Origin of the sequence: Mycobacterium angelicum, from assembly GCF_002086155.1 — a bacterium.
GTDB classification, from domain to species: domain Bacteria; phylum Actinomycetota; class Actinomycetes; order Mycobacteriales; family Mycobacteriaceae; genus Mycobacterium; species Mycobacterium angelicum.
In genome coordinates, this window is record NZ_MVHE01000043.1 from 1 (window position 1) to 22,912 (window position 22,912).

At 64.8% G+C, this 22,912-nt stretch carries 22 protein-coding genes, 6 pseudogenes and 1 riboswitch; of the genes and pseudogenes, 13 read left to right on the forward strand and 15 right to left on the reverse strand.

The genetic code is table 11. The annotated features are described in order from the left end of the window. From BST12_RS33550 to BST12_RS20260, 4 genes and pseudogenes are all read left to right on the forward strand, one after another. A pseudogene (locus tag BST12_RS33550) lies at positions 1–483 on the forward strand (PE family protein); the annotation flags it as partial. A 51-nt stretch (positions 484–534) separates the two neighbouring features. Continuing rightward, positions 535–645: riboswitch (TPP riboswitch) on the forward strand. Further along, positions 636–2,258 (forward strand): phosphomethylpyrimidine synthase ThiC, encoded by a 1,623-nt coding sequence (gene thiC / locus BST12_RS20250; RefSeq protein WP_083114920.1) that lies wholly within the window; start codon positions 636–638, stop codon positions 2,256–2,258. Its footprint overlaps the riboswitch before it by 10 nt. Then, positions 2,255–3,097: a bifunctional hydroxymethylpyrimidine kinase/phosphomethylpyrimidine kinase gene (thiD, locus tag BST12_RS20255; RefSeq protein WP_083114921.1), complete on the forward strand. Its 843-nt coding sequence runs from the start codon at positions 2,255–2,257 to the stop codon at positions 3,095–3,097. The genes thiC and thiD overlap by 4 nt, the downstream gene beginning before the upstream one ends. Then, a complete protein-coding gene (locus BST12_RS20260; RefSeq protein WP_139801799.1) occupies positions 3,094–3,735 on the forward strand; it encodes an alpha/beta hydrolase family protein in 642 nt (213 codons plus the stop codon). Before thiD ends, BST12_RS20260 begins: the two co-directional genes overlap by 4 nt. On the opposite strand, the pseudogene BST12_RS20265 reads toward BST12_RS20260, so the two are convergent. Next, a pseudogene (locus BST12_RS20265) lies at positions 3,677–4,897 on the reverse strand (TetR/AcrR family transcriptional regulator); the annotation flags it as partial. The gene BST12_RS20260 and the pseudogene BST12_RS20265 sit on opposite strands and share 59 nt — an antisense overlap. Positions 4,898–5,024: 127 nt before the next feature. Between BST12_RS20265 and BST12_RS20270 the strand changes: the two are divergent. After that, positions 5,025–5,249 carry a hypothetical protein gene (locus tag BST12_RS20270; protein ID WP_083114922.1) on the forward strand — a complete coding sequence of 75 codons (225 nt, stop codon included), beginning with the start codon at positions 5,025–5,027 and terminating at the stop codon, positions 5,247–5,249. Positions 5,250–5,299: 50 nt separating this feature from the next. Next, positions 5,300–5,620 carry a hypothetical protein gene (locus tag BST12_RS20275; protein ID WP_083114923.1) on the forward strand — a complete coding sequence of 107 codons (321 nt, stop codon included), beginning with the start codon at positions 5,300–5,302 and terminating at the stop codon, positions 5,618–5,620. Here the strand turns inward: BST12_RS20275 and BST12_RS20280 are convergent. After that, the gene (locus BST12_RS20280) at positions 5,608–7,080 is read right to left on the reverse strand and encodes a neutral zinc metallopeptidase (protein WP_083114924.1); all 1,473 of its coding nucleotides are present in this window, start codon (positions 7,078–7,080) and stop codon (positions 5,608–5,610) included. The two genes, BST12_RS20275 and BST12_RS20280, sit on opposite strands and share 13 nt — an antisense overlap. A gap of 226 nt (positions 7,081–7,306) precedes the next feature. On the opposite strand from BST12_RS20280, the pseudogene BST12_RS34945 reads away from it, so the two are divergent. Both BST12_RS34945 and BST12_RS34950 read left to right on the forward strand, forming a co-directional pair. Then, a pseudogene (locus BST12_RS34945) lies at positions 7,307–9,039 on the forward strand (restriction endonuclease); the annotation flags it as partial. Next, positions 9,039–9,878, forward strand: a pseudogene (locus BST12_RS34950) (type ISP restriction/modification enzyme); the annotation flags it as partial. The pseudogenes BST12_RS34945 and BST12_RS34950, both read left to right, overlap by 1 nt. Positions 9,879–10,036: 158 nt before the next feature. Here the strand turns inward: BST12_RS34950 and BST12_RS20290 are convergent. Beyond that, positions 10,037–10,318 (reverse strand): hypothetical protein, encoded by a 282-nt coding sequence (locus BST12_RS20290; protein WP_372510984.1) that lies wholly within the window; start codon positions 10,316–10,318, stop codon positions 10,037–10,039. On the opposite strand from BST12_RS20290, the pseudogene BST12_RS34955 reads away from it, so the two are divergent. The 3 genes and pseudogenes from BST12_RS34955 to BST12_RS34960 all read left to right on the forward strand — a co-directional run. Beyond that, positions 10,277–10,360 (forward strand): annotated as a pseudogene (locus BST12_RS34955) (ATP-binding protein); the annotation flags it as partial. The gene BST12_RS20290 and the pseudogene BST12_RS34955 sit on opposite strands and share 42 nt — an antisense overlap. 394 nt (positions 10,361–10,754) lie before the next feature. After that, complete coding sequence (locus BST12_RS20295) at positions 10,755–12,359, forward strand: sodium bicarbonate transporter family protein (RefSeq protein ID WP_245850456.1); 1,605 nt, start codon at positions 10,755–10,757, stop codon at positions 12,357–12,359. A gap of 123 nt (positions 12,360–12,482) precedes the next feature. Beyond that, a pseudogene (locus tag BST12_RS34960) lies at positions 12,483–12,871 on the forward strand (ATP-binding protein); the annotation flags it as partial. A gap of 87 nt (positions 12,872–12,958) precedes the next feature. Here BST12_RS34960 and BST12_RS20305 read toward each other — a convergent pair. The 7 genes from BST12_RS20305 to BST12_RS20335 all read right to left on the reverse strand — a co-directional run bounded on the left by BST12_RS20305 (position 12,959) and on the right by BST12_RS20335 (position 17,750). Next, positions 12,959–13,180: a hypothetical protein gene (locus tag BST12_RS20305; protein WP_083114926.1), complete on the reverse strand. Its 222-nt coding sequence runs from the start codon at positions 13,178–13,180 to the stop codon at positions 12,959–12,961. An 11-nt stretch (positions 13,181–13,191) separates the two neighbouring features. Next, the gene (locus tag BST12_RS20310) at positions 13,192–13,605 is read right to left on the reverse strand and encodes a type II toxin-antitoxin system VapC family toxin (RefSeq protein WP_083114927.1); all 414 of its coding nucleotides are present in this window, start codon (positions 13,603–13,605) and stop codon (positions 13,192–13,194) included. Then, a complete protein-coding gene (locus BST12_RS20315) occupies positions 13,602–13,880 on the reverse strand; it encodes a type II toxin-antitoxin system Phd/YefM family antitoxin (RefSeq protein WP_083114928.1) in 279 nt (92 codons plus the stop codon). Before BST12_RS20315 ends, BST12_RS20310 begins: the two co-directional genes overlap by 4 nt. Before the next feature lie 44 nt (positions 13,881–13,924). After that, positions 13,925–15,391 carry a M28 family peptidase gene (locus BST12_RS20320; protein WP_083114929.1) on the reverse strand — a complete coding sequence of 489 codons (1,467 nt, stop codon included), beginning with the start codon at positions 15,389–15,391 and terminating at the stop codon, positions 13,925–13,927. Next, positions 15,388–16,890 (reverse strand): M28 family metallopeptidase, encoded by a 1,503-nt coding sequence (locus BST12_RS20325; protein WP_083114930.1) that lies wholly within the window; start codon positions 16,888–16,890, stop codon positions 15,388–15,390. The genes BST12_RS20320 and BST12_RS20325 overlap by 4 nt, the downstream gene beginning before the upstream one ends. An 88-nt stretch (positions 16,891–16,978) precedes the next feature. Continuing rightward, positions 16,979–17,404, reverse strand: a complete 426-nt coding sequence (locus BST12_RS20330; RefSeq protein WP_083114931.1) for a DUF2752 domain-containing protein — start codon at positions 17,402–17,404, stop codon at positions 16,979–16,981. 13 nt (positions 17,405–17,417) lie between these two features. Next, positions 17,418–17,750, reverse strand: a complete 333-nt coding sequence (locus BST12_RS20335; protein WP_083114932.1) for a CD225/dispanin family protein — start codon at positions 17,748–17,750, stop codon at positions 17,418–17,420. 338 nt (positions 17,751–18,088) lie between these two features. On the opposite strand from BST12_RS20335, the gene BST12_RS20340 reads away from it, so the two are divergent. Then, positions 18,089–18,610 (forward strand): serine/threonine protein kinase, encoded by a 522-nt coding sequence (locus BST12_RS20340; RefSeq protein WP_083114933.1) that lies wholly within the window; start codon positions 18,089–18,091, stop codon positions 18,608–18,610. A gap of 115 nt (positions 18,611–18,725) precedes the next feature. Here the strand turns inward: BST12_RS20340 and BST12_RS20345 are convergent, their stop codons facing one another. From BST12_RS20345 to thiO, 4 genes are read right to left on the reverse strand one after another with little or no spacing between them, the layout of a single operon-like run. After that, positions 18,726–19,484: an SGNH/GDSL hydrolase family protein gene (locus BST12_RS20345; RefSeq protein WP_083114934.1), complete on the reverse strand. Its 759-nt coding sequence runs from the start codon at positions 19,482–19,484 to the stop codon at positions 18,726–18,728. Then, a complete protein-coding gene (gene thiG, locus BST12_RS20350) occupies positions 19,481–20,185 on the reverse strand; it encodes a thiazole synthase (RefSeq protein WP_245847424.1) in 705 nt (234 codons plus the stop codon). Before thiG ends, BST12_RS20345 begins: the two co-directional genes overlap by 4 nt. A gap of 43 nt (positions 20,186–20,228) precedes the next feature. Further along, on the reverse strand, positions 20,229–20,426 hold the full coding sequence (gene thiS, locus BST12_RS20355; RefSeq protein WP_083114936.1) for a sulfur carrier protein ThiS: 198 nt from the start codon (positions 20,424–20,426) through the stop codon (positions 20,229–20,231). Beyond that, positions 20,423–21,430, reverse strand: coding sequence for a glycine oxidase ThiO (gene thiO, locus BST12_RS20360; RefSeq protein ID WP_083114958.1), 1,008 nt, complete (start codon positions 21,428–21,430; stop codon positions 20,423–20,425). Before thiO ends, thiS begins: the two co-directional genes overlap by 4 nt. A gap of 128 nt (positions 21,431–21,558) precedes the next feature. Between thiO and thiE the strand changes: the two genes are divergently transcribed. Then, on the forward strand, positions 21,559–22,227 hold the full coding sequence (thiE, locus tag BST12_RS20365) for a thiamine phosphate synthase (protein ID WP_083114937.1): 669 nt from the start codon (positions 21,559–21,561) through the stop codon (positions 22,225–22,227). Here thiE and BST12_RS20370 read toward each other — a convergent pair. After that, complete coding sequence (locus BST12_RS20370) at positions 22,199–22,816, reverse strand: NUDIX hydrolase (protein ID WP_083114938.1); 618 nt, start codon at positions 22,814–22,816, stop codon at positions 22,199–22,201. The two genes, thiE and BST12_RS20370, sit on opposite strands and share 29 nt — an antisense overlap. Positions 22,817–22,912 lie beyond the last annotated feature (96 nt).

Sequence of the window (22,912 nt, forward strand, 5' to 3'; positions counted from 1 at the left end):
GGATACGACATGCACAGCATCGGCGGGGCCGGCGGCGCGGGTGGAAACGGCGCGGCCAGCTTGGCCAACTTCGGCAACGGTGGGTTCGGTGGCGCGGGCGGATCCGGCGGCGACGCCAAGTTGTTCGGCAGCGGCGGGACCGGCGGGAACGGCGGGAGCGCGGGCCAAGGCGGACCCACCGGCAATGGCGGCAAGGGCGGTAACGGCGGGACCGGCGGTCACGGTGGCGCGGTGTATGGCAATGGCGGCTTCGGTGGGGTGGGTGCCGCCGGCGGCCTCGCCGGTGCCGGCGGCGCAGGCGGCGACGGCGGTCTGGGCGGCGACGGCGGCGGCGCCGTCGGGCTGATCGGCAACGGCGGTAACGGCGGGCCGGGCGGCGCTGGTGGACTCGGGCCTCCCGACGGTAATGGGGGCGCCGGCGGCAACGGCGGTACGCGCGGAACGCTGTTCGGTACGCCTGGCGCGGCCGGTCCGCACGGCTGACCCCGCGCCTCTGCCGGTTGGCGGCGCCCTGCGCTAGCGTGGGTAGATCAACCAAATCCACGCGGGAGCGCATGCCGAGTGCGCTGAGAGGACGGCTGGGGCCGTCGACCGTACGAACCTGACCGGGTAATGCCGGCGTAGGGAGATTGAGAATGACCGTAACTATCGAACCGTCGGTGACCACCGGACCCATCGCGGGCAGCAGCAAGGTGTACCGCGATGTCGAAGGCTTTACCGGCATGCGGGTGCCGTTCCGCCGGGTGCACCTGTCCACCGGGGACCACTTCGACCTCTACGACACCTCGGGCCCGTACACCGATACCGACGCGACGATCGATCTGGCCGCGGGCCTGCCGCCGCGGCCCGGCGTGGTTCGCGACCGCGGCACTCAGCTGCAGCGCGCCCGGGCCGGCGAGATCACCGCGGAAATGGCGTTCATCGCCGCCCGCGAGGGCATGCCTGCCGAGCTGGTCCGCGACGAGGTCGCCCGCGGCCGTGCCATCATCCCGGCCAACCACAACCACCCCGAGATCGAGCCGATGATCATCGGCAAGGCGTTCGCGGTGAAGGTCAACGCGAATATCGGCAACTCCGCGGTCACCTCCTCGATCGCCGAAGAGGTCGACAAGATGGTGTGGGCCACGCGCTGGGGCGCCGACACCATCATGGACCTGTCCACCGGCAAGAACATTCACGAAACTCGCGAGTGGATTCTGCGCAACTCGCCGGTGCCGGTCGGCACGGTGCCCATCTACCAGGCGCTGGAGAAGGTCAAGGGCGACCCGACCGAGCTGACGTGGGAAATCTACCGCGACACCGTGATTGAGCAGTGCGAGCAGGGTGTCGACTACATGACGGTGCACGCGGGGGTGCTGCTGCGGTATGTCCCGCTGACCGCCAAGCGGGTCACCGGCATCGTCAGCCGCGGCGGGTCGATCATGGCGGCCTGGTGCCTGGCTCATCACCGAGAGTCGTTCCTGTACACGCATTTCGAAGAACTGGCCGACATCCTGGCCGGCTACGACGTCACCTTCTCCCTCGGCGACGGGCTGCGCCCCGGATCCATCGCCGACGCCAATGACGCCGCTCAATTCGCCGAGCTGCGCACCCTGGGTGAACTCACCAAGATCGCCAAAGCCCATGGCGCACAGGTGATGATCGAGGGACCCGGGCACGTCCCGATGCACAAGATCGTCGAGAACGTGCGGCTGGAAGAGGAGCTGTGCGAGGAGGCTCCGTTCTACACGCTGGGCCCGCTGGCCACTGACATCGCGCCGGCCTACGACCACATCACCTCGGCCATCGGCGCGGCCATCATCGCCCAGGCCGGCACCGCGATGCTGTGCTACGTCACGCCCAAAGAGCACCTGGGGCTGCCGGACCGCAAGGACGTCAAGGATGGGGTGATCGCCTACAAGATCGCCGCGCACGCGGGCGATCTGGCCAAGGGCCATCCCCACGCACAGGACCGCGACAACGCTTTGAGCACAGCGCGTTTCGAGTTCCGCTGGAACGACCAGTTCGCGCTGTCGCTGGATCCCGACACCGCGCGGGAGTTCCACGACGAGACGCTGCCCGCCGAGCCGGCCAAGACCGCGCACTTCTGCTCGATGTGTGGGCCGAAGTTCTGCTCGATGCGCATCACCCAGGATGTGCGCGACTACGCCGCCAAGCACGGGCTGGACTCCGAGGAGGCGATCGAGGCCGCGATGGCCGAGAAGTCGGTCGAGTTCGCCGAGCACGGTAACCGGGTGTATCTGCCGATCACCCAGTGACGTTGCCGCCTCCGACGCTGCCGCTCCCACCGCCCGGCGCGACGCCGCTGCGGGTGCTGACGATCGCCGGATCGGACTCGGGGGGCGGTGCCGGCATTCAGGCCGACCTGCGCACCATGGCGCTGCTCGGTGTGCACGGCTGCGTCGCCGTCACCGCGGTCACCATGCAGAACACGCTGGGCGTCAAGGGTTTTCACGAGGTGCCAGAAGATATCGTGGTCGGCCAGATTGAGGCGGTGGTGACCGACATCGGCGTACAGGCCGCCAAGACCGGCATGCTGGCATCCTCGGCCATCATCGCCGCGGTGGCTGACAGCTGGCGCCGGCTCGAGCTGAGTGTTCCTCTCGTCGTCGACCCGGTCTGCGCGTCGATGCACGGCGACCCGCTGCTGGCCGCATCTGCACTGGATTCGCTTCGCGCTCAACTGTTTCCGTTAGCCACGCTGGTGACACCGAATCTCGACGAGGTGCGGCTACTGGTCGATGTCGACGTCGTCGACACCGAGTCGCAGCGCGCGGCCGCCGAGGCGTTGCATAAGCTGGGCCCGCGGTGGGTGTTGGTCAAGGGCGGGCACTTGCGTTCGTCGGGCAATAGTTGCGACCTGCTGTACGACGGCGTTGATTTCCACGAGTTCGACGCCCCCCGGCTGCCCACCGGCAACGACCACGGTGGCGGTGACACGCTGGCCGCCGCGGTGGCGTGTGCATTGGCGCACGGCTACGGGATGCCCGACGCGGTCGCGTTCGCCAAAGCGTGGGTCACCGAATGCCTGCGCGCCGCCTATCCGCTGGGCGGCGGCCACGGCCCCGTATCCCCCTTGTTCAGGCTCGGATCATGAACCTCGACGACATCGCAGGCGTCGCACACGAACCCGACGGCACTCCACAAGGCGTTGCCGTGTTGACGCATGGCGCCGGGGGTAACCGGGATTCCACATTGCTGCAACAGGTTTGCGACGAGTGGGCGCGCCACGGCTGGTTGGCTATCAGATACAACCTGCCCTATCGCCGCCGCCGGCCCAAAGGACCGCCGTCGGGCTCGGCGGCAGTCGACCAAGCCGGAATAGTCGAAGCCATCGAATACTGCCGCAGCCTTGCCGACGGACCGCTGATCGCCGGCGGGCATTCCTACGGCGGCCGCCAGACGTCGATGGTGGTGGCTGCCAACCAAACCCGGGTCGACATTTTGACCCTGTTCTCCTACCCCGTCCATCCGCCCGGAAAGCCGGAACGTCAGCGCACCGCGCACCTGCCCGACATCACCGTCCCCACCGTGTTCACTCACGGCACCTCGGATCCGTTCGGCACCATCGCCGAGGTGCACGATGCCGCGGCGAAGATCTCCGCCCCTACCGAGGTCGTCGAGATCTCCGGCGCACGTCACGACTTGGGCTCGAAGACCCTCGACGTGCCCGCGCTCGCGGTTGGCGCGGCGCTGCGTCTGCTGGAGACCCGGCCGGAGAGCCGAAAAGCGTGACCTCCATCAACTTTCGCACACAAGCCTGACCATAAGCCGAATCCGCGGGGCCTCCCATCCGACTCAGATCGACCACTAGCGCCATGGCGGCGTGCACCAGGAACCGCGCCTGCATCGGGGTGAGCGACGGTCGCGCGGTTGTCAGCAGCCGCACCCAGGAATCGATCGTCGACAGCTGCACGTTGTGCAGCAGCATTTGGTCGGCGGGTGTCAGGTTGACCCGCTCGGTGTAATAGACCGCGGCCAGCTCGGGGTTGGCGAACGACGTCGCGACGTAGGCGTCGATCAGCAACATCAGCGCCTGGCGCGGTTCGGTCAGCGCGCCGACGACCGGCGACAGTTGCCCGGACACCCGGTCGGCCGCCCGGCGCAGGCCGGTCGCCAGAATCTCGCACTTGCCGGAGAAATACCGGTAGATCCCCGACACCGGTATGCCGGCGGCCGAGGCGATCTGCGCCATGCTGGTTTCGGTATAGCCGCGGTCTTTGAACAAAATCATCGACGCGTGCAGCAACGCCTCGTAGACGCCCGCGTCCTCGGCGAAGATCCGCCAGGATGGCGGGCGGCCAAAGACCTCGCCGGGCTGCGGGAGCTCCGCGGCGAGGATCGCCGCGGCCGCCTCGCCGAGCAGTCCGCGAATCTCGTCGGCCGGCAGCCGAGCCCGGTGATCGACGATGCTGCCGATCGCGCTGAGCACGCCCGCCGACAGCATCCACCGTTGCGAGGAAATCAGCGCCGGCCGAATCGCATTGAGCGGCTCCTGAATTCGGCGATTCACCAGCTTGAGTTGACCGGTCAGGGTGAGCTGGTCCTCGGCGCGCAGGTAGCGCGCCTGCCAGCGGTACAGGCCGCCGGACTCGCGATTGTCCAGGGTGACGTCGATAAGTGCGGCAACCAGCTGGTCCAGCGTCGTGGCCGGATCAGGGTCGGGATCGGGCTCGGGATCCAAATCCGTGCAGTCGACCAACAATTGGCTCAAGGTCAGTACCGCGCCACGGAACAGGTCATATTTACCCGCATAGTGCCGGTACAGCGCGGGTGCCGATACCCCGACTTTGGCGGCGATGGTCTCCATGCTCACCGCGTGATAGCCCTGCGCGCTGAACGCCTCAGCCGATGCGCGCGCAATCTGCGCCTTGCGGTCCTTGGGTCGCCTCCGAATGGCGGTGGCATCGGTGGACACCGCCTCACTGTAGCCGCATGCCGTCCTCGCCTATCGCAGTCGCGGAATATCCATTAACATAATCACCGCTTGGGGAGCCGCGCGAGGACGGCCGGAAGGACCGCACATGTTGGAAAAAGTTCGCCGGGTGCTCAATTTTCAGGTCACAATCGGCCAGCTGATTGTCGTCGCTTTGGTCGTTGGAACGCCATATTTGCTGGTAGGGGTGGTCTGGACGACGACACACACCGAGCAACTTCGCCGGATGCAGGGTCTCGACCTGGCGGTCTCCTTTTTAGGCCAGATCGTCTCGTGGCCGGTCCTGCTGTTCTCGAACGTGTGCATGACGTGAGCGCAGCGGGGTCGAATTTGGCATTAACATACCGAACACATGGAGAAGCTGTGAGTCGTCGTCAGATGTACCTGGGAATCGCCGGACTACTGCTGGGCGTGGTCGGATTGTTCGCGCTCTTCTTTCCGATCTACCTGGATGAGTACGACTCGTACGGCGTCAAGATCACCTGCGGCAACGGCATCAGCTCCGATCTGACGCAGGCCCACCAGGCCCCTGGTGGCGCCGTCGTGTCGAGCTGCGACTCCGCCCTGCTCATGCGCCGCGCCTGGGCCATCCCGACCGTCGCCCTGGGCTGGGTGATGGTCACCGGCTTTCTGGTGGTCTGGGTGCACAACGGCCAGCAGCGGGATGCCGCCTACCCCGGGTAGCGCGCGTAACACCCGTCCATATCGCCGCCCACCCCACCCCGGAACGCCGCGATGCGGGTGAATCCGGCTGGCACGCTGATGCCGTCGGCGTCGCTGGCCACCATGTGGTTGGTGAGCAGCCCGGCCACGGCCTCGTCGAGGTCGCCGGCCGTCAGGACGAGTGACTTGCCGGACGGCAGGTCGATCGGCTCGGCCATCTTGCGGTGCGCAACCCCGGTCAGACATGCCGTGCGCAGCGCGGTCCACGGGCTCTGCATCGCCAGGCCACGCTCATGCTGCGCAGCCAGCGCATACCTCGACATCACGATCGACAGGGCCGTGTCATCGCCTTGGGGCAGACTCTGTTCCTTTTCAGAGGCGACTTTGCCCATCGCCGCCAGCGCGGGCAGGTCGACCACGATGGTGTTGGTGGCCGGACAGTAGGACGCCGGCGGGCTGGGCCTGGCGTCGGGGCAGCCGGCTGCCTTATAGGACAACGTCGGCGGGTTCTTGGGCGAGAAGACCTTGCCCATGAGTTCCATCAGCGTGGACAAGGTGTCTTCGTTGATCGGCACCTCGCCGGTCTCCGGGTCGCCGTTGGGATCCACCCGCAACGTGGTCGGGAGGTCACCGCGGCGCTGCTCGATCTCGGCCTTGTTGATCGACGCGCACGCCGGAGTGCCGCTGATGAAACCCATCTGGAACGCGCTCACCCGATCCAGGGCCGAGCCGTGTTCGTCGTCGTTTTGCGCGTCGGCGTCCATCACCGGGTCGCGGGTGGTGATGATCCCGGCCATCACATGGTCGAGGCCGTCGGCGGTGCTCAAGGTGAAACGCGGCGACTTGCCGTCGGCCACCCAGTACAGGTAGACCCCGGCGAAGCAATCGGCCTGCTGCTCACGCACGATGGTCGGGTCTCTTCTGGTGACCAGCTGCGCCATGGATTGCAAGGCGTGACCGAACTCGTGCGCCAACACACCATTCACCGACATGTCGCCGAAGTACTTCTGGGCCACCGCCATGAACACCCCGCGGTCCCAGGCGATCATGTTGCACCGGGAGGTGAAGAAGGCGTTGACGAGCTGGTAGGTCTCGTTGTGGCAGACGATGGGACTGTTCGGATCGTTGGAGTCGTAAGACACCAGCTTGTCGACGGGCTTGAACGAGCCTTTCAACGGAGCGATGTAGTTGGCTTTCCAGTACTCCTCGATGTCGTTGATAGACAGCAACGACAACTTGTCGATCGCCCCGTTGTTGGTGTTGATCACCGTGCCGGTTGCCGCGGGCGCGTTGGGGCGTTGGCCACTGGGGCCATTGGTCGCGGGTAAACCACCCACCCGGAACGGGTCGTTGAGGATCGACATGGCGCGGCCGCCGACGACGGTCGTGCAGCCGGCCACTACGAGTACCGCCCCCAGACAGGCGATCCCGGCCCGCGCCGACGCGACCAGCCCGCGAGAGCCACCACACCGCAACTTCATCTGACCAACCCCATCCCGACCGGTCTGCACTAAAGGAATCCCATCTTAGATGGATTGGTTTACCGTCAGCACCCAAACGAAGCGGCCCCGATGTCAGAACCGCGCAGTATCGTCGTCAGCCATCGGGTCGGTGCACGAAGTCATCGAGGCATTCCGGAAGGCGCCGTCAAATTCCGAGCGGGGCACGAAGTTCGAGCAGCTCATGGTGCGATATTTCGAACTCGACCCGACGATGTCGCAGCAGTATGACGCGGTGTGGCGGTGGATCGATTGGCCCGGGCGCCAGGGCAAGCCGGACACCGGTATCGACTTGGTCGCGCGCGAACGGGATACCGGTAGCTACACCGCTATCCAGTGCAAGTTCTACGAACCAACCCACACGTTGTCCAAGGGGGATATCGACTCGTTTTCACCGCTTCGGGCAAGACGGGCTTCGCCAACCGGGTGATCATCTCCACGACGGACCGCTGGGGCAAAAATGCCGAGAACGCCTTAGCCGATCAGATGATCCCGGTGCAGCGGATCGGGATGGCCGAGATCGCCGAGTCGCCAATCGACTGGGACGTCGCCTGGCCGCACGGCGACCTGCAGGTGAACCTGGCACCCGCGAGGCGCCACGCGCCACGCCCCCACCAGCAGCAGGCGATTGACGCGGTGTTCCGGGGTTATGGCTTGAGCAACGATCGCGGCAAGTTGATCATGGCGTGCGGCACCGGCAAGACACCAGCATTCTGCCGAGCTGGTGTCGATGGACGACGAGTTGACGTTCGGACCGGAGTTTCACCGACTCTCGTTCGGTGACGCGGTGGAACGCGGACTGCTCACCGACTACAAGGTGATGGTGCTGACCGTCGACAAGTCGGTGATCGCACCGCGGCTGGCACAGGAACTGGCCGGCGTATCCGGTGAACTCATGCTCGACGACGCGTCGAAAATCGTGGGCTGTTGGAACGGCCTGGCCAAACGCGCCGGCGCGGGCGTGGCCGCCGGCGAACCGCCGATGCGCCGCGCGGCGGCGTTCGCCAAGGACATCAAGACCTCCAAGCAGATCGCTGAGATGTTTCCGAAAGTGGTTGAGGCCTACCAAGAGCTGCTCGATGAGCATTTGGGCTCCGATAACACCAACCGCGGGTTGCGCTGCGTCGCACACCACGTCGATGGCACCTTCAACGCTCTTGAACGCAACGAGCAGCTTTCCTGGCTCAAAGGTGTTGTGGCTGAGGATGAATGCCGCATCCTGACGAATGCCCGCTGCCTGTCCGAAGGCGTCGACGTTCCCGCCCTGGACGCCGTACTGTTCTTGAACCCGCGCAATTCGATAGTTGACGTGGTGCAGTCGGTGGGCCGGGTGATGCGGAAGTCGTCGGAGACAAGGACTATGGCTACGTCATCCTGCCGGTGGCGGTGCCCGAAGGTGTCGAACCCGCGGTGGCGCTGGCCGATAACAAGCGGTTCAAGGTTGTCTGGCAGGTGCTCAACGCGCTGCGGTCGCACGATGAGCGGTTCGACGCGATGGTCAACAGCATTGCGCTCAACGCATCGTCGAAGAAGAAGGAAGGTGTAGGTAACGACAAGCTGCTCGGCGGCCACATTGGTCCAACCTCTGACGACCCGCGGCCCGATGTTGCCACTCAGATGGCACTGTTCTCCCTGTCGCAATGGCAAGAAGTGATCTATGCGCGCATCGTCAATAAGGTTGGCACGCGGACCTATTGGGAGCAGTGGGCCGCCGATGTTGCCGACACCGCCGCGACGCTGACCACCCGGATCAAGGCGCTGCTCGAAGGTGCTGGCCCGGGAGTGGCGACGGCTTTCGAACAGTTCCTTGCCGGGCTACGCGACAACCTGAACAACTCGATCACCGGTGAGGATGCGATCAGTATGCTGTCGCAGCATCTGATCACCAAGCCGGTGTTCGATGCGCTGTTCGCCGGGCACAACTTCGCGTCGCATAACCCTTGCCGTCCATGTTTGCGACCCCGTACCACACAAACGTTGGTTTATGCATGCTCGGCGTCGGTGGCGCAGAGATCTCTCTGTTGATGGTCGGTTCTCTTCCCGATCTGAACTTTCACGGATTCGGCGGCCAGTTCTTCCCGCGCTGGACATACGAGAAGGCCGAATCACCCTACGAAGAACTAGATTTCACGTCCGCCGACAACACCGACATAGACGAACACGGCTACCGGCACGTCGACAACATCACCGATGGAATCCTCAAGCTGTGCCGCGACGCCGTTGGCAATCAGGTCACCAAGGACGACATCTTCTACTACGTATACGGCCTGCTACACGACCCTGCCTACCGCGAAAGGTACGCAGCCGACCTGAAGAAGATTCTCCCCCACATCCCGACTCCCGAAACACGTGAGCGTTTCGAGCGATTCACCGATGCCGGCCGCAGGCTCGCGGAGCTGCACGTCGGCTATGAGTCCGTCAAGCCGTATCCCCTTGACGTACAACTGAAGCCAGGAGTAGGCGCAACAGACCGCGAAACGTGGCGTGTCTAGAAGATGAAATGGCACTCCAAGCAAGATCATTCGTCGATCGTCTACAACACCAAGGTGACGATCCAAGGCATTCCAGAGGAGGCCGAACGGTATATGCTCGGCTCCCGGTCGGCGCTTGGCTGGATCATCGACCGCTACCAGGTCACCACCGACAAGGCCTCAGGCATCGTCAACGATCCCAATGACTGGTGCGACGAACACGATGACCCGACTTACATCGTCGACCTCATCAAGAAGGTGACGACCGTCAGCGTCGAGACTATGAAGATCGTCGACTCGCTTTCGTGAACCGCTACAACAACCGCGTAATCCTGCTCTGCCCAACCGTATAGATGACAGGCCCCGGCGAACTCGCGGCACCTGCAATCGCTGCCACGTTGTCGATGAACCGCATCGCGGCGTCCTCTGCCAGAAGGTCAGCGCGAGGCACGCAAAACAACCGGGGATCACCGCCGCAACCAACTCATCAGTGAGCTGATCATCACCGCCGTCGCGGTCCAACCCGCACGCCCGCGCCCGATCACATACCGGCGCACCGTTTTGCGGTCACTGCCCGATAGCCGGGCCACCTCCCGCAACCCCAACCCCTGCAGCCACAGCCGCGGCATCTCCACGATCTCGATCACCGACACCTCCCGGTAGCTCATCTGGCCAATACAGCGGCCCAACAACCGGAAGATCCCGACGCCGCCTACGAACTCATCGTCGAAGGCCAGTCGTACCGACAACGCCAAAAGCCAAAGCCGGCCCCTCCGACTGCGTCGGATTGACCGGCAACGACTCCATCAGTCACCATCAACACGGCCCATAGCCGGAAGACCAACTGGTCCCATGCTCATGGCAACCAGTGGTCCCATCACCCTGGCCGGCGACAAGCAGATCACCTAGAGATCGCCTTCAAGAGTGGTATGGTCGTAGGAATCGGTTCCACCCCAATCAGATTCGCGGTTCGCTGGGACTTCGTTGAGTGCAGCGTCGCCAACTTCTGGTGGTCCGGCTGGCCTATGAGTACTCGATGAGCGCCCCGTCTGGGGTTGCTTTTCGCCAGCCCGGCACGGCATGTTTGCAATAGGTGCGCCGGAAAGTCTGGTCGGCAGCTTGGCCCGGAGCGGGCCGAGTGTGTTTCGGCTGGAAGGTTGATCCGTGTCAAGCAGACGGAGCAGCGTGTCGGACGCCCCACAAGCGCACGAGGTCGGCCTCCTGACCTACACCGGCCGATTAGGCGGCGGTCTTTGGGCGGATGTGCAGCGAAAGCTGCCTTTCTACACGACCGACTTCAAGGACGGGCTGCATTCGAAAGCCGTAGCATCTGTCAGTTTTCTTTTTTTCGCCTGCCTTGCGAATGCTATTGCCTTCGGTGGCCTCACCAGTGTCATGACCGACGGTGAGATCGGCATCGTGGAAATGATTGTGGCAACCGCCTTCGGCGGAATCCTGTTCGCGCTCCTGTCCGCTCAACCCCTGACAATTTTGGGCGGCACCGGCCCCATCGTCATCTTCACCGGCCTGCTGTACACGATGTGCCGGCGTTTCGATCTTCCCTTTTTACCGGTCTACGCCTGGGTAGGAGTTTGGTCGGGCGTTCTCATGCTCGTCCTCGCGGTCACCGATGCCAGCGCGCTGATGAGGTTCTTCACCCGCTTCGTCGACGAGATCTTCGCCGTCCTCATCGCCGTCATTTTCATCGTCGAAGCGGCGCGCTCCGTGGTGTCGCCCTTCACCGCGTCACCGCGCAACGACGCGACCGCCCTGATGACCATGGTGCTGGCACTGGGAACATTTCTGTTGGCCCGCAACTTCAAGACTTTCCTGCAGACCAGGTATATCCAGCGCAGGTTCCGTGAATTCGTGGCAGATTTCGGACCCACCATCGCCATCGCGCTGATGACGATCTTCGCTTTGGCGTTGCCGGAGGTCAAGGTGGCGGACGTGGCCATTCCCGACCATTTCGGCACCACCACCGGCCGGCCCTGGCTCGTCGACATGTTCTCGGTGCCCGTCTGGCTGATCCTCGCTTGCCTCGGGCCGGCAATCCTCGTCACGGTTCTGCTATTTCTCGATCAGAACATTACGACTCGTCTGGTCAACAGCCCGTCGCATGCCCTCCGAAAAGGTGGGGGCTATCACCTGGACCTGGCTGTCGTCGCCGTCATCACGGCGGTGTGCTCGGTGTTCGGTTTGCCCTGGATCGTGGCGGCCACGGTCCATTCCCTCAACCACATCAAGAGTCTGGCGACCACCAGACGACCCGTCGAGACGTATCTGTCGCAGGGATTTGGCGCAAACCAGTCTGAAGACGACGACTCCGGTGCCGAGCGCATTCTAGCTGTCCGAGAAAATCGAGTCTCCCCGCTCGCGATTCATTTGCTGGTCGCGGCCTCAATTTTCATGTTGCCGGTGATCAAGAAAGTTCCGATCGAGGTACTTTTCGGCCTGTTCCTGTTCATGGGTTTCGCCACCCTCAACGGGACGGACTTCTATGCACGGTTGAAATTGTGGTTGACGGACCGCAATCTGTACCCCAACACCCACTACGTTCGTCATGTTCCCTGGAAAGTCATCCACGTCTTCACCTTCGTGCAGGTTCTCTGTCTGGTGGTGTTGTGGATCCTCAAGAGCAGCCCGGTGGGGATCTTGTTCCCCTTATTCATCGCGATGCTGGTGCCGTTGCGCCTTCTGCTCAACAGGTGGTTCCAGGCAGAGCATCTGGCCTTGCTCGACGCCAATGAGCAAGCCGACGACGAGAGCATGGGGGACTTCCGGCCCTGAGCTTCGAGGTGATGCAAGACGTCCTGATGCTGCAGTCCGAAAGACACTGAGCCGACTAAGAATTGGTATTCCACGTGTTGGGCTTGAAGACGGGATACACGCCCGACTTCAGCGGCCTACTGGGCTGTCCGCCGCCATCACAGCGTGCACACCGAACGGCCGACACGTTATCCAAACGCCTACGCGGGGCACGCCTGGACGGCACCTACGAAGACGAGATGCGAAAACTGCACCGCGTCGAGCTGCTGATCATCGATGATCTGGCGCTCCACCGCCTGGAAGACCACCGAAACCAGCGACTTCTACGAGCTCATCGTCGAACGCCACCGCAAAGCCTCGACCATCACCAGTAACCGCGAACCACCCTAGATCCTGACCATGATGGCCGACCCGCTCCTGGCCCAATCCGCGATGGACCGACTGCAATCGGCGGCTTACGAACTCGTCGTCGAGGCCAGTCCTACCGACAACGCCAAAAGCCAAAGCCGGTCCCGCCGACTGCGTCGGATTGACTGGTAACCACGCCGTCAGTCACCATCAACAGGGCCCGTGACCGAAAGACCAACTGGTCCCATGCTCATGGCAAACCGGTGGTCCCATCACCCTGGCAGGCGACATTCACCGAGACGCATCGACCACAATCGCGGCTGCGACCCGACCTCGGTGGCAATGGTATGCTCCGCCCCGCTGCAGCAGGGTTCGAGCGCTTCGCGCGTGATCGCCGAGATGATCAGCTTCGACTGCTGCGCCTCATGCCGCAAACAAGCATCCAGCGCAGCGGAAACCTTGGCCGTCATAAGTTTCATGAAGGCCAACGCCATTTGATGGAGAGCTAGGAGACTGCGGCGCCAGGTGATGCGGTTGCCAGGCCGACCGCGCGGCACCCGTCCAATAAGCGGTGGTCATATGTGACGAACGCCCTGAGCTCTCGTTTGATCTGGGAAGCGGCCGCGAGGTGAATAGCATCGAGAGAGCGTAGTGAAACCGGGCCGATTGTTTCAGCCAGAGCGATCACTGGTTCGGCGAGCGGGACTATGTCGAGCCCGTCGAGTAGGTAACGGGCACGCTCAGCATGGCCTGGTTGTCCGTATCGGGCAACTACTCTCATCAACTCGACCCGGCCCAGCGCGCTCGTCACGCCGTACTCACCCTGCCCATTTTGCGTAGTGAGCCAGTTCTGCAGTTCGGGCGTCTCAGGCTCGGCGATGAGCAGCTTAGTGAGGGCCGAAGTGTCTAGATAGATCACTGCTCGTCGCGCATCTCTTTGAGTACATCGGACAACGTGCGCGGGTGGTCCGGGGCCGGGGTAGCCGTGATGCGCAGCAGGTTTTCTGGACTCCGCGCCGGAAGTAGGGCACCTGCATTGATCAGTGATTCGCGAGACCGAAGGCCAGCCTGCACCGGGACGAGGCGAGCCACCAGCCGGCCGTTGCTGGTCACGCCGATCTCCTCACCGGCTTCGACCCGGGCCAGGTAGCGCGACGCATGCTGCCGCAACTCGCGAACTCCGATTGCTTCCATGCTCCTAACGCTAGCACGCTGTAGCACTCGCTGTGCTACACGGCTTAGGACACCCGGGTCCGGTGCCGCTTGTCATGGGGTGTGACGCCATTTACCCCGCCGATCGACCTCGCGTAGCTACCCACCGCGAACGCCACGCCAGAACCCATGACCGCCAGAGCTTCCCGATTGATATTGTCCACCGTGTCCCGCGCGCTCTGATAGTTGGGATCAAACCAGACACCCGGCTGCCCACCCCAAAGTCGCGCCTGCACAAAGGTTTTCGTCTGCGAAGCCCCGGTGGTCAGGCCCCCGATCGGCACGCCGGCCACCAGAAACGGGTGGTAGGCCACCCCGGTGTTGAACGGCATGTCGGCGGGGCGCTTACCGGCCAGATTCAGATAGCCGGCCAGCGTGCGCTCGATGGCGTCCGAGCCCTCCGGCACGTCGGCAGCCGACACCCCGGGCCCCGGAAGACCGGACTGATCGCCGTCATCGGTGAAGAAACCCGCGTTCGCCGATCCGAGCATGTCGAAGTTCAGATACAGCGCGATGTCGTTGAGCGCGGCGTTATCCAGGCCGAAGACGTAGTCCATGGCGCCGTTGAGGCCGTTGTGTTCGCCGCCCCAGAACACGAACCGCACGGCGTTGCTCACCGGTGGCAACGGACCCAGCTGCAGCGCGGTTTCCAGTACCGCGGCCACGCCCGACCCGCCGTCGTTGATGCCCGGCGTATCCCGTGGGCTGTCCAGATGCGAGCCCACCATGACCACTTCATGGGGCGCGCCAGTCTTGGTCTGCGCCACCACGTTTCGCGATTTGATCTTGAGATTCTCGGCGTCCAGTACCAGCCGTACCGGAGTGGTGGCCCGCTCCAGCGCGGCAGCCCCGCTGCCGGCGACCACCGCGACCGGCACGGTGAGCTGGTTGTAATAACCGGGGTTGAACAAGGTGGGCGGGGCGCCCTGATTGCTGGGCTGGCTGACCACGATCAATGCCGCGGCGCCCTTGGCCACGGCGGTGTTCTGCTTGTCGACCACCGAGCATCGGGTGTCGTCGACCACGGCGATCGCACCCGCCGGCAACGCAGACGGGTAATCGCTCGCGGCGCAGCCGGCGGGTTGTGCAGGCCGGACCGTCGGGGCGGTCAGCCCCCCGGACGGGGTTCGGATCAGCAGCGACGCCTGGTCGACGGGATAGCTACGGCCGGCCACCGTCAGCGTCGGCTTGCCCTGCGACACGGCGGACAACCGTTCGAACTGCGGCGTCGACACTTCAAAGCCCTTGTCGCGCAATGCCTTCGCGACATAATCGACAGTAGCGTCGTGGCCGGGTGTGCCCTCGGCCCGGTTGCCCTTGTTGGCGTTGGCGATCGCCTGCAGCGCGCGCAGGTGGGTGAACATGCCGTCCGCTGTCACCTTGGCCGCCAGCATCCGGCCTAGGTCCGGTGCCGCGGCCGGGGGCGCCGGCCGCGGCGTCGAACATCCCGCCAGCAGGCAGGCGAGCACTACCGTCGCAAGCCCGCGCCTCATGGCTTGGCGAGCACGTGGCGGGTGCGGTCCCCCATCACTGGAACACCGTTGCGGCCGGTGAGGTCCTGTGCGTACAGACCGATGGCGTAGGCGACGCCACCGCCCTGAATCCCCAGCGAGGTGCGATCGATGTGCTCGAGGGTGTCGCCCTTCTGGTGGTAGTTGGGATCGAACGGCTGATCGGCGGTGCCGCCCCACAGCTTGGCCTGCTCTTCGTTCTTCTTGACCTCGGCGCCGGAGAACAACCCGCCCGACGGGATGCCCGCCAAGGTGAACCCGTCGTAGTCGGAGCGGCCGTCGAACGACGTGTCCTGCGCGGTCTTGCCCGCCATCTTCAGATAGGCGACCAGCGTTCGCTCGATACCGGCCGAGCCCTCGGGCACCACCGGCTGACCGCGGGCGTCCAGCGGCAGCGATTGGTCACCGTCATAGGTGAAGTAGCCCGGGTTGGGCGAGGCCAGCATGTCGAAGTTCAAATAGAGCGCTATGTTCTTGAGCGCATCGAGATTCAACGACTCGACGTAATTCCGCGAGCCGATCAATCCCAATTCTTCGGCTCCCCAGAAACCGAAACGAACGGCGTTGTGCACGTGCGGCGAATTCCCGAGTTGCACTGCGGTTTCCAGGATCGCGGCGACGCCGGAACCGTTGTCGTTGATGCCCGGTCCCTCCGGCACGCTGTCCAGGTGCGCGCCGGCCATCACCACATCGGTGGGTGAGCCGGTCTTGGTCTGCGCGATGATGTTGCGCGCCTTGAAACTCTTGGTGTTCGCATTGAGCTTGACGGTGGCCGGGCCGGATTTGCCGCGCAACTGAACCCCGACTGACTTGGTGACACTGACCACCGGAATTTTGACGTCGGTGTTGACGCCCAGCGTGCCGCCCATCGACTGCTCGTCGACGTTGTCGGCGACGATCAGCGCGACGGCGCCCTGCTGCGCAGCGGTCTCTTCTTTCTGGGCGAACTGGCAGTTGCCCCGATCCACCAATACCACCGCGCCTTTTACCGGCAGCTTGTCGTAGTCGGAGGCAGTGCAACCCGGACTGTCGTCGGTGGGTGCGAACACCAGCGGACCGGTGATTCCCTCCTCCGGGGTGCCAAGGCTGTACTCCAGGGCGCGCGCCTCGGCGCTCAGTCCCCCGACGGCCACCTGCCCCTTCTCGGCGTGGAAGACGCGCGCGGAGAACTCCGGTGTCTGCACGTCAAAACCACTGTTGCGCAACGTGTTGACGACATAGTCGACGCTGGCTTCATAACCGGGTGTGCCCACCGCGCGGGTTCCGTTGTTGGCGTTGGCGATGTCCTGAAGTTTCGACAGGTGCGCCATCATGGCGTCGGTACTCACCTTGTTGCGCAACGTGGTGGCGAACTCGGCGGCGGCGGGGTTGCTGGGAGCTGGCTGCGATTGAGTTGACCAGCGAACGCAACCCATTGCCACGAAAGCAACGATCACGGCAACGGCCAGCACCGCCGGTATCGTCTTTGATTTGTTCGACATTGCGCTCAAGATTAGACCGCCACGGCGGCTGATGTCGCGAAAGCCGCATCCGCACAGGCGGATGCGGCTTCGCTGCAGAGCAATCAGATCAAACGAAAAGCGCGGTGAACGGTGCGAACGGGAGATTGCGTACCACGAACCAGACCAGTACTAGCGACAGCGCTACTACCGCTGCCCAGCGTCGGTGCTGCCAACTCCTGATTCGTCGACCTACCAGGCGGCCATATGTCCAAGTCAGGTAGGCCCACACCAACAGCCCCACCGCCACCAGGCCAAGCGCGTTAAACCTGGCGGCTGCCAATAGATTGCCATGCATAAGGCTGTACAGCATTCGCAAGCTGCCACACCCGGGGCAATCGATTCCCAACAAGGCTTTGGTGGGACACACCGGCAGCGGGCCGTTCGGGGTTGTCGGATCACCCAGCCAGATTGCGGCACACGCCAATGTCGTGGATGCCGCCACCAGTAGTGGCGGACCCAAGCTCAGCGTTGCCGCCCCCTGGCGGGTCACCATCAGCGCACCGGACTTAGTACAAGGTGGTTAGCATCATCGCCGCGCTCTGAGTCCCGCTGTTGAGAGCACCAACCGCCAACAAGATGCCGTAGATGACGAACACGATCACGCCGGCCACGGCCGACCAGATCACGAACTTCTTGGCAGCATCCGCAGACGCCTGCGCCTCCGCGTACCGGCCCTGTGCCCACAACCCGTTGACTTGGGTGGACTTGACGATCGCAACGATGCCAAGGGGGAGGCAGCAGAACAGGGTCACCAGGATGGACCAGACCAGGTAGTTGTCGGGTTGCTGTCCGGCGGGCGGCTGCTGCGGCGGGTAACCGGGAGGTGGTGGTTGTGTCATGGATTCTCCAGTCAAAGAAGTTAGCTGGCGTAAAGCGGTGCTTACCATACCGGAGAGCCGTCGCTACGGCATCACCAACCGGAAAATAGTCAACTGTGCAAAATGCCCATGCCGTTTCCAGCGGAATCAGCTATGGTCCGGCGCCCTCACACCGGTATAACCCGGCAATAAAATCCATGCCCAGACAGACAATTGCCAGCGGAATATGTTGCAGATCATGGACATAGCTGCCTGAATGCGTATTGACAGAAAACTCTGGTTTTCCGGCAAGCGACACAAATAGACTCCTGCATGTCAGCGCAGCCGCACCGTCGGTCCGACAACCCTAAGGAGTAAGGATGTCTCACTTCACCAACGCGCTGCGGGCCGCGACGGCTACCGCGCTCATGGGCAGCTTTGCCTGCCTGGGTACTGCCACCGCGACCGCAGACCCAACAGGCAACTCGTCCGACGTCAACACCCTGGCCGCAAACCTGTCGAAGGGTTACGGCCTCAACAACTGCACCGCGCAGTCGATTAGCGCCGGTGAACTGGCCGCGCTTTCCTGTGGGCAGAGCCCCGATTCGGCAGGACCCGCTCAGGCCAAGTACATCCTTTTCGCCAACGCCGACGATTTGGCCGGCTCGTTCAAGGCCAGCATCAAAGACGAAACACTGACGGCGTGCGGGGATAGCGGTCAATCGCCGACCACCTGGCATCAGGGCAGCGCCGGCACCACCGCAGGGCAGGTCGCTTGCGGGACGTATCAGGGCGCCGCCGAGATCATCTGGACCACCGACGCGAAGAACATTCTGAGCTACATCCGCGCATCCAACACCGATGTCCCGGCGCTCTACCAGTGGTGGCGGACAAACGGCTAGCTCAGCCCTGCGGCCCAACCCTCGAAATCGAGTGTGAACTCAGGGCTTTCACTGTGCATCGTGGGCGTCACCGATCCCATTGTCGCGCCCACGATGCACACTCAACGCCAGGGGTTCACACCGCTTTGCAGACGAGTTCGGCCACCGCACGCATCCCGGCACCGTTGGGGTGCAGCGGTGCCGGCCGACCAGGAAGCGGCACACCAGGTCTCGTCGTCCAAGGCTTTTCCGACCACGCGTGATGGTCGCGGCTGGCCGCCCCGGCACTCACGACCTCGCATTCGGCTGCCGCGGCCGCATCGGCCGTGAGGCGTTCCAGGGTGGTAGCCACATGCCACCCCAGCTCGGCATCCCGCTGCGACAGCGGCGGAGCCGGCACACCCGCCGGCGGCAGCACAGTGAGGTAGTCGATGAACAGAATGCGCGCGCCCGGGGCGCGCTGGCGCAGCGTCTTGCCCACCGCACACAACGATTCGAAGACCTGTGCCAGCGCGCGGTCTCGGGTATCACGGTCGAGCAGTTCACGTATCCGCCCGCCCAGCATCGGCAAATGCCGCATGGCGTGCGGCAACGACGCGACCGTCAGCAACGGAATGTAGCCCACATCATTGCCGCCGATGGTGACCGTTACCAATGTTTCCGAGCCGTCCAGAGCCGTGACCTGGGGCGGTGCGCCATGCTGATGCTCGGTGAGCACATGCGCGGTGGTCGCACCGGAATAGGTGACGTCAACCAGGTCCAGGTTCAGCCGCTCGGCAACCAGGTGCGGGTAGTTGTGCGCCGATCTTCCGGCGCGCCAAGGAGCTCCGCTCGCGCGGGGCGCAATGCCGGGCCCGGCCGCCATTGAACTGCCCAACGCCACATAACGGTTCATAAGGCGGGGCTGGAAGCCTGCGCCCAGAACCGCTTGGGAATGCGGCCCGCCTTGCGCGCCAGATAGCCCGCGGTGACGGCGGTGGCCATCGCCGCGGCCATGGTGGGCGGGTCGGCGGCGCGGGTCACCGCGGTGGCTAATAGCACTGCAGCACAACCCAATTCCATGGCCAGCGCGGCGTCGCTGGCGGTACCGATGCCGGCGTCGAGCACGACGGGCACACCCGCGCGCGCGACGATCATCTCGATGTTGTGCGGGTTGGTGATGCCCAGACCGGTGCCGATCGGCGAGCCCAATGGCATCACCGCCGCGCAGCCGGTGTCCTCCAGGCGACGGGCCAGGGCCGGGTCGTCATTGGTGTATGGCAGTACGACAAATCCGTCGTCCACCAATTGTTCTGCGGCCCTGACTAATTCGACGGCATCTGGCAGCAGGGTGCGTTCGTCGGCGATAACCTCGAGCTTGACCCAATTGGTGTTCAGCGCCTCGCGGGCCAGCTGCGCGGTCAGCACCGCCTCGGCGGCGCTGCGGCAGCCTGCGGTGTTGGGCAGCGGAGTGATACCCAGCCGGTTGAGCAGATCAAGCAGTCCGGTCCCGCCCTCGGCATCGACCCGGCGCATCGCCACCGTGGTCAGCTCGGTGCCCGAGGCGATCAGGGCCTCCTCGAGTACCGCCAGATTGCTCGCTCCGCCGGTCCCCATGATGAGCCGCGAAGCGAAGCTACGGTCCGCGATCGTCAACTTGTCAGCCACCTTGCACCGCCGTCACCACCTCGAGTCGGGCACCATCGAAGAGCCTTATTTCCCAGTTAGATCGGGGCAGGACCGCTAAATCGAGCGCCACCGCGACACCGCGGTCCGGGAAGCCCAGCGACGCCAGCAGCTTGGCCACGGTGGTCTGCTCGTCGACCTCGACCCGCTGGTCGTTGACAACCACGATCATGAGACCGCTCCCACCGCAGCGAGTTCGGACACGATCCGTTCGGCGGTCCACGGCGCCAACAGAAATCCCGAGCGGCCGTGGCCGGTGGCCACCAGCGTCCGCTCATCCAGCCGGTGCACCAGCGGCAGGTTGTCCGGGGTCATCGGCCGCAGTCCGGCGGCGCACTCGGCCAGCTCATACTCACCCAGCGCCGGCACCACCGCGCACGCGTCGTCGAGTAGGTCGCGCACTCCCGACACGACCGGGGCGGTGTCGCGGCCGTGCTCGTATTGCGTGGCACCGACCACCACACCATCTGCGCGTGGCACCAGGTAGACCTGCCGCCCATGTACGCGGGCGCGAATCACCCTCTGCAGCAACGGCATACAACCCTTGCGCCAGCGTAGCCGCAGCACCTCGCCCTTCACCGGACGCACCGGCAGGCCGGGCCACAACGAAGGTGCGTCGATGCCGTTGGCAATCACCACGGTTTCGCCCACGGCGTCAGATAGCTCGTGTACCGGGGCCGCCCACCGAACGCCCAGCCGTTCGCAGTCCAGGCGCAGCGCGTCGAGCACGGCGCGGTTGTCGACGGCGAGTTCGGTGGGAGCCCGGAAACCGTGCCGGATGCCCTGTGCCAGTAGTGGTTCCACGTCGCGGGCGGCGGACTCCCAGGCCACCGGGTGCCCCTGCGCCGACAACCAGTCCGCGACGGTACGCAGGTCGGCGACGTCGGCCGCGTCGACGGCGACAACCAATGACTCGTGCGCGGTGACCACTTGCGGCGGCAGCCCATGCAGAAAGCCCTCGCGCCACAGCCGCAGCGACTCCAGGCCCAGCCGCAGCAACCGCTCCTCACCGGGCCAGCCTTCGCTGTGCGGGGCCAACATGCCGCCCGCCACCCACGACGCTCCGGCTTCGCTGGTGCGGTGTACCCGTACCGTCCAACCGGCTTGCGCCGCGCGCCGCGCCACCGACAGCCCGATGACGCCGCCGCCTATGACGGCCAAGGACCCGGTCGGCATGCTGTCCTCCCTTCGCCGGCATGATCCGGATCAGGTGTGACGGTAAGGGCGGGCGCGCCCACTCTCAGACCCCGTTCCCGGGACTCCCGTGTCTACAAGCTTCCACGCTAGCGCGCTAGCGTCACGATGTGCACCATCGCGGTCTCGAGGTCCTCGCAACAGCCAGGCTTTACCTGTGCACCGACGCTCGGCGCGAGCGGGGCGACCTGGCCGAATTCGCCGATGCGGCGCTGTCGGGTGGGGTCGACATCATCCAGCTGCGCGACAAGGGTTCACCCGGTGAGCAGCGGTTCGGCCAGCTGGAGGCGCGCGACGAGCTGGCCGTTTGCGAGATCCTGGCCGACGCGGCCCGCCGCCATGGCGCTCTGTTCGCGGTCAATGACCGCGCCGATATCGCCCGCGCGGCCGGCGCCGACGTGCTGCACCTGGGCCAGGGCGATCTGCCCCTGGGGATCGCCCGCGACATCGTCGGCCCGGACATGGTGATCGGCCTGTCCAGCCACACCGCCGACCAAGCGGCGACGGCAGCCGGGGCCGACTATTTCTGCGTCGGACCGTGCTGGCCCACCCCAACCAAGCCGGGGCGCCCGGCGCCGGGCCTGGACCTGGTCCGGACGGCCGCCGGGCTCGCCGGGGACAAACCATGGTTCGCCATCGGCGGCATCGATGCACAGCGGCTGCCCGAGGTGCTGGCCGCCGGGGCCCGCCGGATCGTGGTGGTGCGCGCGATCACCGCGGCTGCGGACCCCAAGGCGGCCGCCGAACAGCTCAAGTCAATGCTTGCAGCAGCGTGCTGATCCGGGGACTGAGCGGCACTTGATCCGCGTCCCCGGGCATGCACCAGACGAAGACCCCGGCCTCTAGCTCCAGGGTGCGTGGCAGGCTGCGGCGCCGTTCGTCGCCGTGGCCCAGCGGCAGCGTGGCCGGGGCGGACCGCAACCCCTGCCAGCTCGCGGCGAAGCCGGGGTGCAGCGGCAAATTGGTCACCTCGTGTTCGGCAACCCAGCGCAGCTCGGCGCTTTCCCGGTTGGGCACGGTCTCGAGCAACTCGGCCGCATCGGCGACGACGGTCGTGTAGGTCCACTCGGTGCCGCTGGGCCGCGCGGTCACCACCACCGCCCGCACCTCCACCAGCGCGGCGTCCAGGCCAGCCTCTTCGTGTGCTTCGCGAACCGCGGTCTGCTCGGGGGTCTCGTGGCTGTCACGCGCACCGCCGGGCAGACCCCAGGTACCGCCCTGATGACTCCACACCGCCCGATGCTGCAGCAAAACGGCGGGAGTTCCGTCGGCCAGTGGAGCCCGCAGCAGCAGGCCCGCGGAGCCGTATCTACCCCAGAAGTGGACGCCGCTGTCGGAAATCACCCATCCGTCACCGTCGCCGCGCACGAACTCAGGGTAATGGCGGATTAATGTTCCAGCCTCCCCACATCCGTCGGCACATTCTCTTAAGATTCGCTTATAGAGGTTCGTAATATGGCCGAA

Bases quoted from the DNA above. Each gene is read 5' to 3' on its own strand.
- thiC (WP_083114920.1), top strand. From the start codon at position 636: ATGACCGTAACTATCGAACCGTCGGTGACCACCGGACCCATCGCGGGC.
- BST12_RS20260 (WP_139801799.1), top strand. From the start codon at position 3,094: ATGAACCTCGACGACATCGCAGGCGTCGCACACGAACCCGACGGCACT.
- BST12_RS20270 (WP_083114922.1), top strand. From the start codon at position 5,025: ATGTTGGAAAAAGTTCGCCGGGTGCTCAATTTTCAGGTCACAATCGGC.
- BST12_RS20280 (WP_083114924.1), bottom strand. From the start codon at position 7,080: ATGAAGTTGCGGTGTGGTGGCTCTCGCGGGCTGGTCGCGTCGGCGCGG.
- BST12_RS20305 (WP_083114926.1), bottom strand. From the start codon at position 13,180: ATGGCGTTGGCCTTCATGAAACTTATGACGGCCAAGGTTTCCGCTGCG.
- BST12_RS20315 (WP_083114928.1), bottom strand. From the start codon at position 13,880: ATGGAAGCAATCGGAGTTCGCGAGTTGCGGCAGCATGCGTCGCGCTAC.
- BST12_RS20320 (WP_083114929.1), bottom strand. From the start codon at position 15,391: ATGAGGCGCGGGCTTGCGACGGTAGTGCTCGCCTGCCTGCTGGCGGGA.
- BST12_RS20325 (WP_083114930.1), bottom strand. From the start codon at position 16,890: ATGTCGAACAAATCAAAGACGATACCGGCGGTGCTGGCCGTTGCCGTG.
- BST12_RS20330 (WP_083114931.1), bottom strand. From the start codon at position 17,404: ATGGTGACCCGCCAGGGGGCGGCAACGCTGAGCTTGGGTCCGCCACTA.
- BST12_RS20335 (WP_083114932.1), bottom strand. From the start codon at position 17,750: ATGACACAACCACCACCTCCCGGTTACCCGCCGCAGCAGCCGCCCGCC.
- BST12_RS20340 (WP_083114933.1), top strand. From the start codon at position 18,089: ATGTCTCACTTCACCAACGCGCTGCGGGCCGCGACGGCTACCGCGCTC.
- BST12_RS20345 (WP_083114934.1), bottom strand. From the start codon at position 19,484: ATGAACCGTTATGTGGCGTTGGGCAGTTCAATGGCGGCCGGGCCCGGC.
- thiG (WP_245847424.1), bottom strand. From the start codon at position 20,185: ATGGGGACCGGCGGAGCGAGCAATCTGGCGGTACTCGAGGAGGCCCTG.
- thiS (WP_083114936.1), bottom strand. From the start codon at position 20,426: ATGATCGTGGTTGTCAACGACCAGCGGGTCGAGGTCGACGAGCAGACC.
- thiO (WP_083114958.1), bottom strand. From the start codon at position 21,430: ATGCCGACCGGGTCCTTGGCCGTCATAGGCGGCGGCGTCATCGGGCTG.